Source organism: Xanthomonas axonopodis pv. maculifoliigardeniae, assembly GCF_041519315.1.
Taxonomy (GTDB): Bacteria; Pseudomonadota; Gammaproteobacteria; order Xanthomonadales; family Xanthomonadaceae; genus Xanthomonas; species Xanthomonas euvesicatoria.
This window is the reverse complement of record NZ_CP167998.1, coordinates 409,246-424,471: the sequence shown is the minus strand read 5'-3', so window position 1 is coordinate 424,471 and position 15,226 is coordinate 409,246. Positions and strand designations below refer to the sequence as shown.

The window sequence follows — 15,226 nt, the reverse complement described above, 5'->3', positions numbered from 1 at the left end:
TTGGCCACTCAGCCAATGCAGCGATTGCACGACGCAGCTGCATGGCAGGCGACAACGGCGCGCTGACCGTGCATTGCGGGATGGATCGCCTGCATTGGACCCGCCGTGCAACCGGTGCGCGCCTGCATCCAATCGCACCCGGCCACTGACATGCCACTGGCGACACCTGGCACGGATACGGTGGCGCAACGTCGCGTGTGGGAAGCGTTGTCGCGGCTGTACCTGGACAGCGACAGTTGCGACGACGACGGCATCGCGCGCGTCCTGGCTGCCTCGCCCTTCACCCTGGACCAGTTGCGCACGATGTTGTTGTACGAAGTGCACCCGGTGCTGATCGGCAATCTGCGCAGCGTGGCCGGCGTCTGGGACGGCTTCGATCCCGACTGGCTGGCTGCGGCGATCCAGGCGCGGCGCGCACGGCGCCGACACTGGCCGGCGCGCTGGCACTGGTGCGGCCATGCGCGCGCGCAATGGGCACTGCTGGCTCCAAAGATCGTCGCACTGCGTGCAGCCGCCACGCATTGACGCCTGGGCGCTGCACCCACCATCGGATCTGCGTGCCTCCAATGACCAGCGCGCATCCCACCATGCGTGCCGGCACGCCACAATCGGCGACAATGCGCGCATGCATATCGATGTCATCGGCCACGGGCCTGCGCTGGTTCTCCTGCACGGTTGGGCACTGCACGGCGGCGTGTTCGCACCGCTGGTGGAGCGCCTGGCGCCGCACTATCAATTGCATCTGGTCGACCTGCCCGGGCACGGCTTCAGTCGCGACGACAGCACGCCGCTGGCATTGCCGTATGTGGTTGCAGAAATTGCGGCCGCCACACCGCCGGCGGTCTGGCTCGGCTGGTCGCTGGGCGGGCTGTTTGCGCTGCATGCGGCCGCCACCCTGCCGCAGGTGCGTGGGTTGGCGATGATTGCCGCCACGCCGCGTTTCGTGCGTGGCAACGATTGGCCCAGTGCCGTCCAGCGCGAGGTGTTCGTGCAATTCGGGATCGAGTTGTCGCGCGACTACCGCGGCACGCTGGAGCGTTTTCTTGCGCTGGACACACTGGGCTCGGCGCATGCACGCAGCGAACTGCGCAGCCTGCGCGAGACGCTCACCGCGCGCGGCGAACCGGCACCGGAGGCGTTGCAGCAAGGGCTCGCCCTGCTCGAACGCACCGATCTGCGCCGCGCCGTGCCGCAACTCGCACGCCCCAGCCTTTGGATCGCCGGGCAACGCGATCGCCTGGTGCCTGCCGCCGGCATGCATGCCGCCGCCGCGCTCAGCCCACACGCGCAGGCGCTCACCATTGCCGGCGGTGGTCACGCGCCGTTTCTGGGTCATGCAGATCAGGTGAGCGAGGCGCTGCAACGCTTCGTTGCGTCCGTACCATGAGCCGATCGTCGATCATGCGACATCGCTGATCGAGGACACCTCGCATGGATCTGGGAATCGCTGGCCGCTGGGCGTTGGTCTGCGCCGCAAGCAAAGGGCTGGGTTTGGGCTGCGCACGTGCATTGGCCGGCGAAGGCGCCAATGTGGTGATCGCCGCGCGCGGCCGTGAGGCACTGGAGCACGCCGCCGACGCCTTGCGCGCACTGCCCGGCGCTGGCCAGGTGCGCAGCGTGGTTGCCGATATCGCCACGCCGGAAGGACGCAGCGCCGCACTTGTGGCCTGTCCGCAGGTCGACATCCTGATCAACAACGCGGGCGGCCCGCCGCCGGGCGATTTCCGCCAGTGGGAACGCGCCGACTGGTTGCGCGCGCTGGACGCCAACATGCTGGCGCCGATCGAACTGATCCGCGCCACCGTCGATGGCATGCGCGCACGCCGCTTCGGCCGCATCGTCAACATCACCTCCAGCGCGGTGAAGGCGCCGATCGACATCCTCGGCCTGTCCAATGGCGCGCGCGCCGGCCTGACCGGTTTCGTCGCCGGGCTCGCGCGCAGCACCGTGGCCGACAACGTCACCATCAACAACCTGCTGCCTGGGCAGTTCGTCACCGACCGCTTGCGCGGCAACTTCGCCGCCATCGCGCAGCAACAGGGCAGCAGCGCCGACGAGGTCGCCGAACGCAAGCGTGCGGGCATTCCGGCGGCGCGTTTTGGCGAGCCGGACGAGTTCGGCGCGGCCTGCGCCTTTCTGTGCAGCGCGCAGGCCGGCTATATCACCGGACAGAATCTGTTGATCGATGGCGGCAGCTATCCCGGCACGTTCTAGCGCGGCGCCTTGCACGCCCGATCGATTCCCTCCGCCCCTGCCAGGGGCGACAATAGCCTTGCCATGACCAGTACTTTCGATCCCCGCCACGTCCGGCGCGCCTTTGCGCGTGCCGCCAACACCTATACCGCCGCCGCCGCGCTTCAACGCGAAGCGGAAGCCCGCCTGCTCGAATCGCTCGACTACCTGGGCGAGCAGGTGCCCAAGGTGGTGCTGGATGTCGGCGCCGGCCCCGGCCATGCCAGCGCTGCAATCAAGAAGCGCTGGCCCAAGGCACAGGTGATCGCGCTGGATCAGGCCATGCCGATGCTGCGCCAGGCGCGCAAGGCCGCAGGCTGGTGGAAGCCGTTCACGCAGGTATGCGCCGATGCGCGCGCGCTACCGGTCGCCGACGGCAGCGTGGATGTGATCTTCAGCAATCTGTGCCTGCAGTGGGTGGAAGACCTGCCGGCCGTGTTCGCCGGTTTCCGTCGCGCGCTGCGCCCGGGCGGGTTGCTGCTGTGCTCCACCTTCGGCCCGGAAACGCTGATCGAATTGCGCGAGGCCTTTGCGCAGACCGACCCGGCCCCCCACGTCAGCCGCTTTCCGCCGATCGCCCAATTCGGCGATGCCCTGCTGATGTCCGGGTTCCGCGACCCGGTGCTGGACCGCGACCTGTTCACCCTGACCTACAACGACCTGCCCGCACTGATGCGCGAGCTGCGTGCGATGGGAGCAACCAATGCGCTCAGCAACCGCCGCGCCACCCTGACCGGACGCGGTCGCTTCGCGGCCGCCAGCGCGGCCTACGAACCGCTGCGGCGACCGGACGGCACCCTGCCCAGCTCCTGGGAAGTGATCTACGCCCATGCCTGGGCACCGGCGCCGGGCGCGCCCATCCGCGAACACGGGCATGAGGTCGCCAGCGTGCCGGTCAGCGCCATCCCGATCCGCCGCCGCATCGACTGAACGGCGGTGCAGAACGCCGGTCCGCGCGCATCCACTGCCGGTGAGACACAGCGTATTGCGCCCATGCCACTGCTCAGCGGTCAGGCTCGGCGGTGACAGTTGCTAGAATTCTGAAGTGACCGGCCGCACTTCCTTCGTTGCGGCTTACCTTGTTCGATGGTGGCTACCGGCACGACGCAGCAGTGCTGCGTGCGTTTCTTGGCAGCCACTCTCACGTTTGCGGCCCCCCGCCCCCAATCGGCCTCCCTCATGTTGAAGTGGCTCCTCATCGCGCTGTTCATCGCATCGGCGCTCTACATCCATTATCGCGGTCGCGTGCGGCACCGGCTCAGCCGGCAGTTGCTGGACCATTCCACCTTCATGGCCCCCATCAACACACTGATGTACCTGTGTTCGCGGGTGCCGACCACCCCGTTCATCGACCCGGGCAAGGAATTTCCCGAGCTGGCGCCGCTGCGCGCGAGCTGGCCACTGATCCGCGACGAAGCGGTGGCGTTGCAGCAGATGCAGAAGATCCGCGCTGCCGAAGGCTATACCGACATCGGCTTCAATTCGTTCTTCCGGCGTGGCTGGAAGCGCTTCTATCTGAAGTGGTACGGCACCGCGCATCCGTCTGCCGCCGAATTGTGTCCGCAGACCACCGCCTTGCTGAAATCCATTCCCACGGTCAAGGCCGCGATGTTCGCCGAGCTGCCGCCGGGCAGCGAACTTCGCCCGCACCGCGACCCGTTCGCCGGCTCCATGCGCCTGCACCTGGGCCTGGCCACACCGAACGACGACCGTTGCTTCATCGACGTCGACGGCCAGCGCCACAGCTGGCGCGATGGCGAGTGGACCATGTTCGACGAGACCTATATCCATTACGCGCGCAACGACACCGACCAGGACCGCATCATCCTGTTCTGCGATATCGAACGCCCGATGCGTTGGCGCTGGGCGGCGGCGGTGAACCGCTTCGTCGGCCGCAGCCTGCTCTCGGCCGGCGCCTCGCCCAATCAGGAAGGCGACAAGACCGGCGGCATCAATCGCGTGTTCCGCTATTTCTACGCCGCCCGCCTCAAGGCCAAGGCGCTGAAGGAACGCAACAACCCGCTGTACCAGGTGCTCAAGTGGAGCATCTTCATCCTGGTGGTGGTCGGGATCGTGTTGCTGTAATTCCCGCCTACCCGCGTAGAAGCGCACCCGGGCGCGAGCGTCGTCGTCGATAACGCTTCATCGCACCCAGGTGCGCTGTTACGCAGCGCTGGTCGATGCGCTCAGCGCGATACCTGCGCAATCCATTCCTGCAGGTTGTAGTAGTTGGTCACGCGGGTGATCTTGTCGCCGCGCACGTCGAAGAACGCACCGCCCACCAGCACATAGGTCTGCCCGTTGGCCTCCGGCAGGCCTTCGTCGGTGGTGTGATAGACGCCATGCACCACGTACTCGGCACCGACCCGGGTGCCATCGTCGTTGGCGATGACGACCACATCGCGCAATTGCTCGCGGTAGCTGTCGTTCATGCGCTGCAGGAACGCGGCGAATGCGTTGCGGCCGATTTCGCGCGGACCTTGATTGAGGTCGTGGGCGACGTCCTCGGCCAGAAACGCCAACATGCCGTCCCAATCGCCACGGTTGAATGCTGCGTAGTAGGCCTGCACCAGGCCAATGGCGTGTTGCCGATGGGTCTCGCTCATGCTCGAACCTGCCCGCTGGGAAAGCCGCATCATAGGCCTGCGGTCACGGCCCTTGCACCACCAGATCGCGGTGGAAGTAGTACACCTCCTGTAACAGGAAGCGCCAGCTGGTGTGGAAGCTGCGAAACCGCGTGCTCGGCGTGGACGAAGCCAGCGCGTCGATACCCAGTTCCTGGCTCAGCCGCAGCGCGCGCGCCATGTGCAGTGGGTCGCTGACGATGATCGCCCGATGCAGGCCGTGCCGCTCCATCAGCGTGCGCGCCTGTTCCAGGTTCTGCCGGGTGGTGCGCGAGGTGGTTTCGATCACGATGGCCTCCGGCGGAATGCCGTGGCGCAGCGCGTAGCGTCGGGCCACCTGCGATTCGGCAAAGCGTGCGCCGTTGCCGAAGCCACCGGTGAACAACAGCCGCGGCGCGTAGCCCTGCGCGTACAGGTCCAATGCGTGCCGGATGCGTTCTTCGAACACCGGCGAAGGGCGCGCATCGTAGGCGGCCGCACCCAGCACGATGATCACATCGGCCGGTGCGGCCTGATCGCGGTCGCCGATCCACACGATCCAGCCTGCCACGGCCACCAGCCAGATCAGCGCCAGCATGCACAACCGCCAGCCCCAGCCCCACAGGCCGAGCCCGCGTGAGCGCCTGCTCACGCCGCGGCCCAAGGCAAGGCATCCAGATCGACATTGCCGCCGGACAGGATCAGCCCCACCCGCCGCCCGGCAAACCGTGCCGGCTGGGCCAGGACCGCGGCCAGGGCGATCGCCGAAGACGGCTCGACCACTTGCTTGAGCAACTGCCAGACCAGCCGCATCGCCTGGACGACCGCCGCATCGTCCACCGTGATCACCTGTGCCCCGGCGCGCTGCAGCACTGCGAAGTTGGGCGCGCCCAAGGTGCCGCGCAGGCCATCGCAAATGGTGTCCGGCACGAAATCGACCAGCCGCTGCCCGGCCGCCAGCGAACGCGCGGTGTCGGCTGCGCCGGCCGGCTCGGCCAGTACCAGCTCGCAGTCCGGCGAGGATTGCAGCGCCAGTGCGGCGCCGGCCGCCAGCCCACCACCGCCGACCGGCGCCACCAGCACATCCAGCCCGCCGCTTTGGTGCAGCAGCTCCAGCGTGGCGGTGCCCTGCCCGGCGATCACTGCACGATCGGTATACGGGTGCACCAGCGTGGCGCCGCTGCCGGCCTGCACCTCGGCGCACATCTGTTCCCGCGCCGCGATGGTCGGCGCGCAACGCCACAACGTGGCGCCGTTCCGGGAGATATTGGCCAGCTTGGCCGCCACCGCGCCCTCGGGCACCACCACATGGCAGCCGATGCCGCGCGTGCGTGCGGCAAGCGCCAGCGCCGCGCCGTGGTTGCCGGAGGAATGCGTGACCACACCATGCGCAGCCAGCTCATCCGGCAGCGACCACACGGCATTGCAGGCACCGCGGAACTTGAATGCGCCGCTGCGCTGCAAATGCTCGGCCTTGAAGAACAACTGCGCACTGCTGAGCGCGTCCAGACTGTGCGATGTCAGCAACGGTGTCGGCGCGCAGTGCGGCGCAATCCGCGCAGCGGCCTGCAGGACGTCGGAATGGGCAAGGGGGACCGTCTCGATCATGCCTGCAAGATTAACGTATCGCCTCCTCTTCACGGGTCGCACGCAGTGCCGCCGCGCATGCTGGATCGATGACAAAGCGTCGCAATGCCGCACAATTAAGGACCGATTCAATGCATCGGTTCGACAGTGGCATCATGGTTGCAGGAGGGCACCATCCATGAAATTCCGTCTGATCTTCGCCGCCGGGCTCTTGGCCCTGGGCGGCTGCGCAACCTACGACTACACCGGCGGTGGGTCGGGCGGCTATTACCGTGGTGCGCCTGCCGTGCAGTATCGCTATCCGCCCGGCTACTCCCCGTACTTCTACGGCAATCCGTATGGTTTGCCATATGGGTATGGCGCCGGGTCGATCGGCCTGTACGACTACCCTGTGTATCCGGTCTATCGCGGTGGTGGCGGCTACTACTACCGGCAGTACGATCGCCGTCCGCAGTACCGTCCGCCGCGCCCGAACGGCTCGTTCAACAACGGGCAGCGCCCCGGCGGCTCGCGGCCGCAGCAACCCAATCGCCCGCCGGCAACCGGCGCGCCGCCGTCGCGGCCGCCACCGCGTATCGGCGCACCGCCGCGCGTCATTCGCGAGATCCAGCGGCAAACCGCGCCGCGCAACACACGCGAACAGATTCCGTGAGAGGCTGACTGCGACCTGGCCCACACTTGGCGATATTGGGGGCTTGCGTTCAGCTGACGATTGGCCGCAAGCTAGGTGCTCTGTGTGACCCGCCACGTCATTTTTTGACCGGGCCAGCCCCACTGACGACTTATGTCGATGTCCGACAGGGAAATCTGGATCCCCCCTGTTCCGGCCCTGTCGGATATCGGCGCCTACAACACAGAAAGCCCCGGCATGCCGGGGCTTTCTGTTTTTGTTTCGATGGTTGCCAAGCAGGCTGCAGCGGAACGGGCGCGTGCTCCATTTCGCAGAAATCTTAAAAAATAAGGGTCGGCAGTCCCCCGACTACCGACCCTTACGCTACCCCATCGCACGCGCGGCTGGCCCCTGTTCCAATTCCAGCCTTTGCGCCCATGTCGCAATGCCACGACGGGTGCAGTAGAGATATCCGCACGAAACATGCCAACTTGAGGGTCACTTACGTAAATTGTGATTTTCATCACAATTCATAGCGAACGAGTGACCTCGCCCGCCCTTCAGCCGATACTTTCGCGGCCGTTTTCCTTTTCCCGCTCCTGGTCCACGCCCATGTCCGACTCCTTCTATCGCTACGACGTCATCGTGATCGGTGGCGGTCATGCCGGCACCGAGGCCGCCCTGGCGTCTGCACGCACAGGGGCGCACACCTTGTTGCTCACCCACAACATCGAGACGGTGGGCGCGATGAGCTGTAACCCCGCCATCGGCGGAATCGGCAAGGGCCACCTGGTCAAGGAGATCGACGCACTCGGCGGGGCGATGGCACGCGCCGCGGATCTGGCCGGCATCCAGTGGCGCACGCTCAACGCCTCCAAGGGGCCGGCAGTGCGTGCCACGCGCTGCCAGGCCGATCGCAACCTGTACCGCACTGCGATCCGCTGCATCGTCGAGGCCCAGCCCAACCTGACCGTCTTCCAGGCGGCAGTGGACGACCTGATCATCCACAACGGCACGTCCGAAGCCGACAGCGTGCGCGGCGTCATCACCCAGACCGGGCTGCGTTTCCAAGCGCCTTCGGTGGTGCTGACCGCCGGTACGTTCCTGGCCGGCAAGATCCATGTCGGCGAAACCCAGTACGCGGCCGGGCGCATGGGCGACCCGCCGGCCACCACGCTGGCCGCGCGCCTGCGCGAGCGCCCGTTCGCGATCGACCGGCTCAAGACCGGCACCCCGCCGCGGATCGACGGGCGCACCCTCGATTACGGCGTGATGGCCGAGCAACCCGGCGACGACCCATTGCCGGTGATGTCGTTCATGGGCCAGGTCAGCGACCATCCGCGCCAGGTCAGCTGCTGGATCACCCAGACCACCGAACAGACCCACGAGATCATTCGCAACGCGCTGCACCGCTCGCCGCTGTATTCGGGGCAGATCGAAGGCATCGGCCCGCGCTACTGCCCGTCGATCGAAGACAAGGTGGTGCGTTTTGCCGAGAAGACCAGCCACCAGATCTTCGTCGAACCCGAAGGGCTGGAGGTGGCCGAGATCTATCCCAACGGTATTTCCACCTCGCTGCCGTTCGATGTGCAGCTGGCGCTGGTGCGCTCGATCCACGGCTTTGCGAACGCGCACATCACCCGCCCCGGCTACGCCATCGAATACGACTTCTTCGACCCGCGCGGGCTCAAGGCCTCGCTGGAGACCAAGACGGTGGGCGGGCTGTTCTTCGCCGGGCAGATCAACGGCACGACCGGTTACGAAGAGGCGGCCGCCCAGGGTCTGCTGGCCGGACTCAACGCAGCGCGCCACGTGCAGGGGCTGCCGGCGTGGTCGCCGCGCCGCGACGAGGCCTACCTGGGCGTGCTGGTGGACGATCTCATTACCCACGGCACCACCGAGCCGTATCGCATGTTCACCAGCCGCGCCGAATACCGCTTGCAGCTTCGCGAGGACAATGCCGATGCGCGGCTGACCGGCGTCGGGCGTGCGATGGGCCTGGTGGACGACGCGCGCTGGGCGCGCTTTGCGGCCAAGCAGGAGGCCGTGCAACGCGAAACGACGCGGTTGTCGGCGCTTTGGGCGACACCGGGCAATGCGCTGGGCCGCGAGGTGGCAGACGCGCTGGGCGTGACGGTCAGCCGCGAAACCAACGTGCTGGATCTGATCAAGCGCCCGGAGCTCACCTACGCCACCTTGATGCGGGTGCCGACCCTGGGCCCGGGCGTGGATGATGCGCAGGTGGCCGAGCAGGTCGAGATCAGCGTCAAGTACGCCGGTTATCTGGATCGCCAGCGCGACGATATCGCGCGTCAGCAACGTCACGAAACCACGCCGATCCCGGACGGTTTCGATTACGCCAGCGTGCGTGGTCTGTCGATCGAGGTGCAACAGAAACTCGAACGCGTGCGTCCCCAGCACATCGGCCAGGCACAACGGATTCCCGGCATGACGCCGGCGGCGATCTCGCTGCTGCTGGTGCATCTGGAGCGCGCGCGACGCAGCCAGGTGGCGTGATCGACGCGACGATCGCTGCCCGTCGGCAGCGATCGCCGGGCCATCCATCCCTCTGAAGGCAGCCGTGAGCGCGCCAGTCATCGCGAAACGATGGCGTGTGCCGATTAGCGAACATGCGGGCGAGCAAAGGCGACCTGAGCCGACCGAACGGTCGAAGCGGACTCAAGCGTTATTGCTATGATTTGCCAACGACGACACATTTCGACACATGAACGCATCTCGCACGTTATTGCCGGCGATGTTTCGCAGCGCCTGCGCCCTGCTGCTGTTGACCCTGGCATGCAGTTGGCCGGCGCATGCCAGGACCGAAGAAGACGGGCGTTACTGGCTGAGCGTCTACGCGCAAGGCAAGCTGCCGGTCGAAAACCTGTACTGGAGCATGGATGTGCATCCGCGCTGGCGCGAGGAAGGCGAACAGTTCGATCAACTGATCTTGCGCCCTGCCGTGTTCTATCGGCTCAATCCCAAGGCCAGTGTCTGGATGGGTTACGACACCATCATCAGCCATCCGGCCGGGCAGCCATCCAACCGCGAGAATCGCTGGTGGGGGCAATTTCAATATCAATTCGATCCGATCGCCGAGATCACCGTTACCAGCCGCACGCGCCTGGAACAGCGTCACCGCGAAGGCTTCAGCGATGAAGGGTATCGCGTGCGGCAGATGATCCGCGCGGTGCGCCCCAGCGGGTTCAGTCCGCAATTGTCGTGGGTGGCGTTCAACGAAGTGTTCGTCAATCTGGATCAGACCCGATGGGGCGCACAACGCGGTCTCGATCAGAACCGGGTGTTTGTCGGCATCAACTGGAAATTCAATGCCATTGCCAACGCCGATGTCGGTTACCTGAATCAGTTCGTCAACACGCGTACGGTGGATCGGGAAAACCACGTCCTGATGACCACGTTCCGCTTCAATTTTTGAGCATCACGTGCGCGTGGGCCAATGCAGGGCGAAGTTGAAAGCGCTGCGTTCAATCGACCCCGGCGCCATGCTGACTGGTTTCGATAGGACCTGCGGGTTGCCGACGAGCCACCGATGACGACCGTGACGGTTCGCGTGGTGCACAGCGCCCTTGGCGCCCACACAGCTGCCGGCGCACGGCTGCACCCAGGTGTTCTTTTTGCGAGGCGAGCCCGCACGCGGTGACACATGCCCCGACGCTGCAGTGACACCGCCACAGGTGCGGCAGCGCGTGCCTCGGCACGGCTGCCGCAGGCTGTCAGGCGGCCCTGCGTTCGATCGCGGGCAGCAGGCGCTGGCGTAGCGTCAACGCCGCCAGGTCCAGCGTTTCACCGGCGGCACGCAAGACGCTGCCCATGTTGATGAAGCCGTGGATCATGCCCGGGAAACTATGCAGGGTGACCTCCACTCCCGCCGCACGCAGGCGCTCGGCATAGGCGCGGCCTTCGTCGTACAGCATGTCGCGGTCGCAGACCACGACCAGCGCAGGCGCAACGCCGGCGACATCCGGCGCCAGCATCGGCGAGACACGCCAGTCGTTGGCCACCGCCATGTCGGGCAGCAGATGGCGGTTGAAGAATTCCACCGCTGCCGCAGTCAACGGTGGCAGGCCGGCATTGAGCGAGCGCGATGGATACACGCCGCTGTCCTGGCGCGCGTCGGTCAGCGGATAGACCAGCAGCTGGCAACGCAAGGCGATGCCGGCATCGCGCGCGGCCAGTGCGGCAACCGCGGCCATGGCGCCGCCGATACTGTCGCCGCAGACAGCAAGGCGCTGCACATCGGCGCCGACCATGTCCGGGTGCGCAGCCAGCCAATGCAACGTCGCGATGACATCTTCCACGCCGGCCGGCGCCGGATGCTCGGGGGCCAGACGGTAATGGATCGCCAGCACCTGACAGCCAGCACGCGCCGCCAGTTGCCGGCACACATCGTCATGCGATTCCAGATCGCCCACCAGACCGCCGCCGCCGTGCACGAACAGGCAGGTCGGGGCCGGGCCGGCCGCGACCCCCGTGGGGCGATACAAGCGCAAAGGCACTGCACCGGTGGCGGCCTCGGCCTGCAGATCGCGTACCTCGGCCATCTCGATGCGCGGGAAACCGAACTGCGCGCCCACCGCGCGCATCATCGCGCGCGCGCCTTCGATCGGCAGGGTTTCCATGGGCGGCTGCGCCGCCTCTTGAAGCTGGGCGAACAGACGCACGACATCAGGATCAAACGACATGACGAACTCTCCGATAAGCGATGGTCGAGCTTGCCAGATTGTTATGAACCATCACTATTCAAATCGTTAATCAGTACCGACAAAAAGGCCGGTGGTCCGGGCACGTACGCAAAAAAGCCCAAAATTGCTGAAAAAAGTGGCCGCACACGCGCAGATTGGCCGCTCGGCGATGTCGCAATGACTGCAGCGTGCGCGCTGAATTTGCTGCGCTGCATCGCAACCAATGCGCTGCTGCTGCGGCCTGTTGGCGCTTCCTAGTCGTTGTCTTCGGCAGCCGCTTCGCGGCCTTGCTGGCGAATGAGGTTTTCCTGGCGCGCATCTTCGATCGAGGCACGGACGGCGCGTACATCGGCGCGGCGGGTGTCGAATTTGAACCGCCCGGTGAGCACGCTGTCCGGGCGCAGTTCGCCCTTTTCGAACAGCGCCCACATCTCTTCGCCGTAATGGGTGTCCAGCAGCTCGGGCGCGAAACGGCCCAGGCAGTCGCGCAGGTTGTGCACATCGCGCAGCAGCATGTCGCGCGCGGCATTGTTGCCAGCGGCACTGACCACCTGCGGAAAGTCGATCACCACCGGGCCATCGGGCGAAACCAGCACGTTGTATTCGGACAGATCGCCGTGCACCAGGCCCAGCGACAGCATCTTGACCACATCGCCGATCAGGCTGGTGTGGAAGGCGCGCGCCTGCTCGGGTTCCAGGTCCACCTCGCCCAGCCGCGGTGCGCTGTGACCGGCGTCATCGGTGACCAGATCCATCAGCAGCACGCCATGGAAGTAACCGCGCGGTTTGGGCACATGCACCCCGGCATCCACCAGTTGATAGAGCGCGTCGGCTTCGGTGTTCTTCCAGGCGGTTTCGGCTTCCTTGCGGCCGAACTTGGTGGCCTTGCCCATCGCGCGGGCCTGACGGCTGCCACGCACCTTGCGGCCTTCCTGGTACTGCACGCGCGCCTGGAAACTGCGTTGCGCCATGTCCTTGTAGACCTTGGCGCACAGGATCTCGGCGCCTGCGCTCACGACGTAGACGGATGCTTCCTTGCCGCTCTTCAGTGGTCGCAACACTTCGTCGATGACGCCGTCGTCGATCAGCGGCTGCAGGCCGTTGGGGGTTTTCATGGACTAAGCGCACCGATCCGTCACAAACCAGCGGCGATTATGCGGCAAGCAGGGTGAAGCGCTTACATGCCCACGCACAGAGTGTGAGCCGGGGCATGCCATGGCGCGAGCGCTTACCATGCACGGACCTGTCCGCTGCCGCACTCCTATGCCCGAGCCCGCCTCCAGCCGCCGCAAACGTCCCGCCGCCGTGGTTGCGGCCGGCAGCGATCGCGGCCTGCCGCATGAGCTGATGCAGCAGATCGCCGCCGCCCAGGGCGATCCGGACTTCATGACCTCGCTGGGGCGCGGGCTGGTGGTGCTGAGCGTGTTCGCACAGCATGCGCGCGAAGTGACGATGTCGCAGATCAGCCTGGAAACCGGCATCTCGCGCGCAGCCGTCCGGCGCGTGCTGCATACGCTGGCCAAGCTGGGCTATGTGGGCGAGCAAGGACGTGGCTACGTGTTGCTGCCGCGCGTGCTGGGCATCGGCGGCGCGTACGCGGCGTCTTCATCGATGACCGCGGCCGCACAGCCGGTCCTGGACGGGCTGCGCGACCAACTGCACGAATCGTGTTCGCTGGGCGTGCTGGATGGCGACGATCTGCTGTACGTGGCGCGCTCGGAAACGGTGCGCATCATGTCGATCGGGCTGCGCCCGGGGACGCGGCTGCCGGCCTACTGCACCTCGATGGGGCGGGTGTTGCTGGCCGCCCTGCCCGGCGACACCTTGCAGGCGTATCTGGAACGCACCACCTTGCGTCCGCGGACCGACCGTACGGTGACCCAGGCCTCGGCGCTGCTGGAGGTGCTGGCGCGCACGCGCCGCGAAGGCATGTGCCTGACCGATCAGGAACTGGAAATCGGCCTGCGCTCGATCGCCGTGCCGGTGCGCAACCTGCGCGGCGAGGTGATCGCCGCGCTCAACATTGGCGCCCAGGCCGGGCGGGTGAGCCTGCAGACGATGCAAACGCAGTTGCTGGAACCGCTGAAGCAGGCGGCGCAGCGGCTGGGAACCTTGCTGAGTTAGTGCAGCACCTTGCGTTGGCGCGGGCGTCGCCCGCGGGGCATCTGACCTGCCCCTGTGCTGCATAAGCGCTAGTGGCGCAGCGGTGGCTGGCAGAGGTCAAAAGCAATCGCGTCCACACATTGCGCGTGTGCCCGACGTGCATGCGAGGCTGCACATCGCAAAGTGCCAGGCTAGACCTGTTCGGATTGATCGCCACTTGCTGTTGCACGCGTCCCGACTCAGAGCGGCAAACACGACATAGCGAGCAGTCGGCAGATGGGTGCGGATGACGCATAGGAACCGCAATGCACGAGGTTGCAATGACGCACCGGGCACCGGCCACGCCCGCCTGACGGCCGGGCAGTCTTTTGTTGACGGCTCCTAGCGCGGCCGGCGCAGAAAGCTCACCAGCGCGTCCACCCACGCCGCGTGGCTGTCTTCGACCTGGGCCACGTGGTCGGCGTGCGGTAGGGTCACCCAGCTGCGATCTTCGCTGCGCAGGCGTGCGTAGAGATGCGCGTTGTCTGCCTGGGTGGCGATCGGGTCGTCGACGCCGCGCAACAGCAAGACCGGCACCGTCGCGACTTGCTCGGGGTGGAAGGCGAACTGCTCCATGGCGCGCCAGTCGGTGCGGACCGGGTCCGCTGCCAGCGCCTGGGCGACGTAAGCCGCACGCACACCCGGTGGTGCCGCATTGGCGGTGATGAAGTCCTCACCGGCCGCAGCGGCCGTGGTGGGTGCGCGCAAGGGCCGATCTGCCGGAACCGCCGGCGCGGGCGCTGCATCCACGTCATCAGGGAAGCCAAACAACACCAGGGCAGACATCGCCTGCGGTTGCTGCTGCGCGAGCAGCAACGCCACCCGCGCCCCGTTGGAATAGCCCAGCAATGCCGGCGGCGGCAGGCCGGGATGGGTCTGCGCGACCCAGGCCAGCACATTGCGGACATCGGCCACTGCACGGGCGGGCGTATTCCAGCCCGTGCGGTCGCGTGGGCTGCCACCGTAGCCGCGCAGATCCACCGCATACGCGGCAAACCCGGCTTGCGCGAGCGCTGCAAGGACAGAGCGCGCGTCACGCGGCTCGCCAGGCACCTGCAAATCGAAGTTGGGCAATGCGCTCCAGGTGCGGCCGTGCACCAGCACGATCGTGCCACGTGGCTGCGCGGGCACGCGCGACCACACGGTCAGCGTCTGGCCATCGTCGGTACGCACCCGCGCCGACACGGTGCCGGGGCCGGGCTGCGGTTGTGCGTGCAGCGCCGCGGTTGCCAATGACACCACCAGCAGGCAGACCAATCGATGCAGCATGCAATGTCTCCGGTTGCGGTGGGTTGAGCGCCGCCAATACGCGTGTGCGCGCAATCGGCAGGCGATTTTGGACGGCGCAC

At 66.5% G+C, this 15,226-nt stretch carries 16 protein-coding genes and 1 other RNA gene; 10 read left to right on the top strand and 7 right to left on the bottom strand.

What is annotated here, in order from left to right; genetic code table 11:
• The first annotated feature begins 150 nt into the window (after positions 1-150).
• The 5 genes from ACDH77_RS01855 (at position 151) to lpxO (ending at position 4,317) form a co-directional block, all read left to right on the top strand.
• Entirely contained in the window at positions 151-525 is a 375-nt protein-coding gene (locus tag ACDH77_RS01855; RefSeq protein ID WP_008578119.1) for a hypothetical protein, read from the top strand.
• 100 nt (positions 526-625) lie between these two features.
• Complete coding sequence (bioH, locus tag ACDH77_RS01850) at positions 626-1,387, top strand: pimeloyl-ACP methyl ester esterase BioH (RefSeq protein WP_014089124.1); 762 nt, start codon at positions 626-628, stop codon at positions 1,385-1,387.
• A gap of 44 nt (positions 1,388-1,431) precedes the next feature.
• Positions 1,432-2,214, top strand: coding sequence for an SDR family oxidoreductase (locus tag ACDH77_RS01845; protein ID WP_338338635.1), 783 nt, complete (start codon positions 1,432-1,434; stop codon positions 2,212-2,214).
• 63 nt (positions 2,215-2,277) lie between these two features.
• Positions 2,278-3,162, top strand: a complete 885-nt coding sequence (gene bioC, locus ACDH77_RS01840) for a malonyl-ACP O-methyltransferase BioC (protein WP_372353695.1) — start codon at positions 2,278-2,280, stop codon at positions 3,160-3,162.
• A 249-nt stretch (positions 3,163-3,411) separates the two neighbouring features.
• Positions 3,412-4,317, top strand: coding sequence for a lipid A hydroxylase LpxO (gene lpxO / locus ACDH77_RS01835; RefSeq protein ID WP_008578114.1), 906 nt, complete (start codon positions 3,412-3,414; stop codon positions 4,315-4,317).
• Positions 4,318-4,418: 101 nt separating this feature from the next.
• Here lpxO and ACDH77_RS01830 read toward each other — a convergent pair whose 3' ends face one another.
• Genes ACDH77_RS01830 through ACDH77_RS01820 form a run of 3 tightly spaced genes read right to left on the bottom strand, consistent with a single transcriptional unit; the run spans position 4,419 to position 6,443 of the window.
• A complete protein-coding gene (locus ACDH77_RS01830; protein ID WP_008578113.1) occupies positions 4,419-4,838 on the bottom strand; it encodes a nuclear transport factor 2 family protein in 420 nt (139 codons plus the stop codon).
• Between the two features lie 43 nt (positions 4,839-4,881).
• Entirely contained in the window at positions 4,882-5,499 is a 618-nt protein-coding gene (locus ACDH77_RS01825) for a YdcF family protein (protein ID WP_005912742.1), read from the bottom strand.
• Positions 5,484-6,443 carry a pyridoxal-phosphate dependent enzyme gene (locus ACDH77_RS01820; protein ID WP_008578111.1) on the bottom strand — a complete coding sequence of 320 codons (960 nt, stop codon included), beginning with the start codon at positions 6,441-6,443 and terminating at the stop codon, positions 5,484-5,486. Before ACDH77_RS01820 ends, ACDH77_RS01825 begins: the two co-directional genes overlap by 16 nt.
• A 157-nt stretch (positions 6,444-6,600) precedes the next feature.
• On the opposite strand from ACDH77_RS01820, the gene ACDH77_RS01815 reads away from it, so the two are divergent.
• From ACDH77_RS01815 to ACDH77_RS01800, 4 genes are all read left to right on the top strand, one after another.
• Positions 6,601-7,074 (top strand): hypothetical protein, encoded by a 474-nt coding sequence (locus ACDH77_RS01815; protein WP_005912746.1) that lies wholly within the window; start codon positions 6,601-6,603, stop codon positions 7,072-7,074.
• A gap of 138 nt (positions 7,075-7,212) precedes the next feature.
• Positions 7,213-7,383: a hypothetical protein gene (locus ACDH77_RS01810; protein ID WP_014089120.1), complete on the top strand. Its 171-nt coding sequence runs from the start codon at positions 7,213-7,215 to the stop codon at positions 7,381-7,383.
• A gap of 261 nt (positions 7,384-7,644) precedes the next feature.
• A complete protein-coding gene (mnmG, locus tag ACDH77_RS01805) occupies positions 7,645-9,549 on the top strand; it encodes a tRNA uridine-5-carboxymethylaminomethyl(34) synthesis enzyme MnmG (protein WP_372353694.1) in 1,905 nt (634 codons plus the stop codon).
• Positions 9,550-9,787: 238 nt separating this feature from the next.
• Positions 9,788-10,468, top strand: a complete 681-nt coding sequence (locus tag ACDH77_RS01800) for a DUF2490 domain-containing protein (RefSeq protein ID WP_008578109.1) — start codon at positions 9,788-9,790, stop codon at positions 10,466-10,468.
• Between the two features lie 298 nt (positions 10,469-10,766).
• On the opposite strand, the gene ACDH77_RS01795 is transcribed toward ACDH77_RS01800, so the two are convergent.
• Both ACDH77_RS01795 and ACDH77_RS01790 read right to left on the bottom strand, forming a co-directional pair.
• A complete protein-coding gene (locus tag ACDH77_RS01795) occupies positions 10,767-11,735 on the bottom strand; it encodes an alpha/beta hydrolase (RefSeq protein WP_109291321.1) in 969 nt (322 codons plus the stop codon).
• Positions 11,736-11,989: 254 nt separating this feature from the next.
• Positions 11,990-12,850 (bottom strand): PA4780 family RIO1-like protein kinase, encoded by an 861-nt coding sequence (locus tag ACDH77_RS01790; protein ID WP_008578107.1) that lies wholly within the window; start codon positions 12,848-12,850, stop codon positions 11,990-11,992.
• A 148-nt stretch (positions 12,851-12,998) separates the two neighbouring features.
• Here ACDH77_RS01790 and ACDH77_RS01785 point away from each other — a divergent pair, with 148 nt between their 5' ends.
• The gene (locus ACDH77_RS01785; protein ID WP_008578106.1) at positions 12,999-13,859 is read left to right on the top strand and encodes an IclR family transcriptional regulator C-terminal domain-containing protein; all 861 of its coding nucleotides are present in this window, start codon (positions 12,999-13,001) and stop codon (positions 13,857-13,859) included.
• A gap of 225 nt (positions 13,860-14,084) precedes the next feature.
• Here ACDH77_RS01785 and ACDH77_RS01780 read toward each other — a convergent pair.
• Together ACDH77_RS01780 and ACDH77_RS01775 are read right to left on the bottom strand one after the other, a co-directional pair.
• Positions 14,085-14,159: non-coding RNA, sX9 sRNA (locus ACDH77_RS01780), on the bottom strand.
• Positions 14,160-14,219: 60 nt separating this feature from the next.
• Positions 14,220-15,146 (bottom strand): alpha/beta hydrolase, encoded by a 927-nt coding sequence (locus tag ACDH77_RS01775; protein ID WP_109291323.1) that lies wholly within the window; start codon positions 15,144-15,146, stop codon positions 14,220-14,222.
• Between the last annotated feature and the right edge of the window lie 80 nt (positions 15,147-15,226).

What these genes read in the sequence shown, in the direction of transcription:
- bioC (WP_372353695.1), top strand. Translation starts at nt 2,278, where the DNA reads ATGACCAGTACTTTCGATCCCCGCCACGTCCGGCGCGCCTTTGCGCGT.
- ACDH77_RS01820 (WP_008578111.1), bottom strand. Translation starts at nt 6,443, where the DNA reads ATGATCGAGACGGTCCCCCTTGCCCATTCCGACGTCCTGCAGGCCGCT.
- ACDH77_RS01830 (WP_008578113.1), bottom strand. Translation starts at nt 4,838, where the DNA reads ATGAGCGAGACCCATCGGCAACACGCCATTGGCCTGGTGCAGGCCTAC.
- ACDH77_RS01790 (WP_008578107.1), bottom strand. Translation starts at nt 12,850, where the DNA reads ATGAAAACCCCCAACGGCCTGCAGCCGCTGATCGACGACGGCGTCATC.
- mnmG (WP_372353694.1), top strand. Translation starts at nt 7,645, where the DNA reads ATGTCCGACTCCTTCTATCGCTACGACGTCATCGTGATCGGTGGCGGT.
- ACDH77_RS01855 (WP_008578119.1), top strand. Translation starts at nt 151, where the DNA reads ATGCCACTGGCGACACCTGGCACGGATACGGTGGCGCAACGTCGCGTG.
- ACDH77_RS01775 (WP_109291323.1), bottom strand. Translation starts at nt 15,146, where the DNA reads ATGCTGCATCGATTGGTCTGCCTGCTGGTGGTGTCATTGGCAACCGCG.
- ACDH77_RS01815 (WP_005912746.1), top strand. Translation starts at nt 6,601, where the DNA reads ATGAAATTCCGTCTGATCTTCGCCGCCGGGCTCTTGGCCCTGGGCGGC.
- ACDH77_RS01810 (WP_014089120.1), top strand. Translation starts at nt 7,213, where the DNA reads ATGTCCGACAGGGAAATCTGGATCCCCCCTGTTCCGGCCCTGTCGGAT.
- lpxO (WP_008578114.1), top strand. Translation starts at nt 3,412, where the DNA reads ATGTTGAAGTGGCTCCTCATCGCGCTGTTCATCGCATCGGCGCTCTAC.
- ACDH77_RS01785 (WP_008578106.1), top strand. Translation starts at nt 12,999, where the DNA reads ATGCCCGAGCCCGCCTCCAGCCGCCGCAAACGTCCCGCCGCCGTGGTT.
- ACDH77_RS01800 (WP_008578109.1), top strand. Translation starts at nt 9,788, where the DNA reads ATGTTTCGCAGCGCCTGCGCCCTGCTGCTGTTGACCCTGGCATGCAGT.
- bioH (WP_014089124.1), top strand. Translation starts at nt 626, where the DNA reads ATGCATATCGATGTCATCGGCCACGGGCCTGCGCTGGTTCTCCTGCAC.
- ACDH77_RS01845 (WP_338338635.1), top strand. Translation starts at nt 1,432, where the DNA reads ATGGATCTGGGAATCGCTGGCCGCTGGGCGTTGGTCTGCGCCGCAAGC.
- ACDH77_RS01795 (WP_109291321.1), bottom strand. Translation starts at nt 11,735, where the DNA reads ATGTCGTTTGATCCTGATGTCGTGCGTCTGTTCGCCCAGCTTCAAGAG.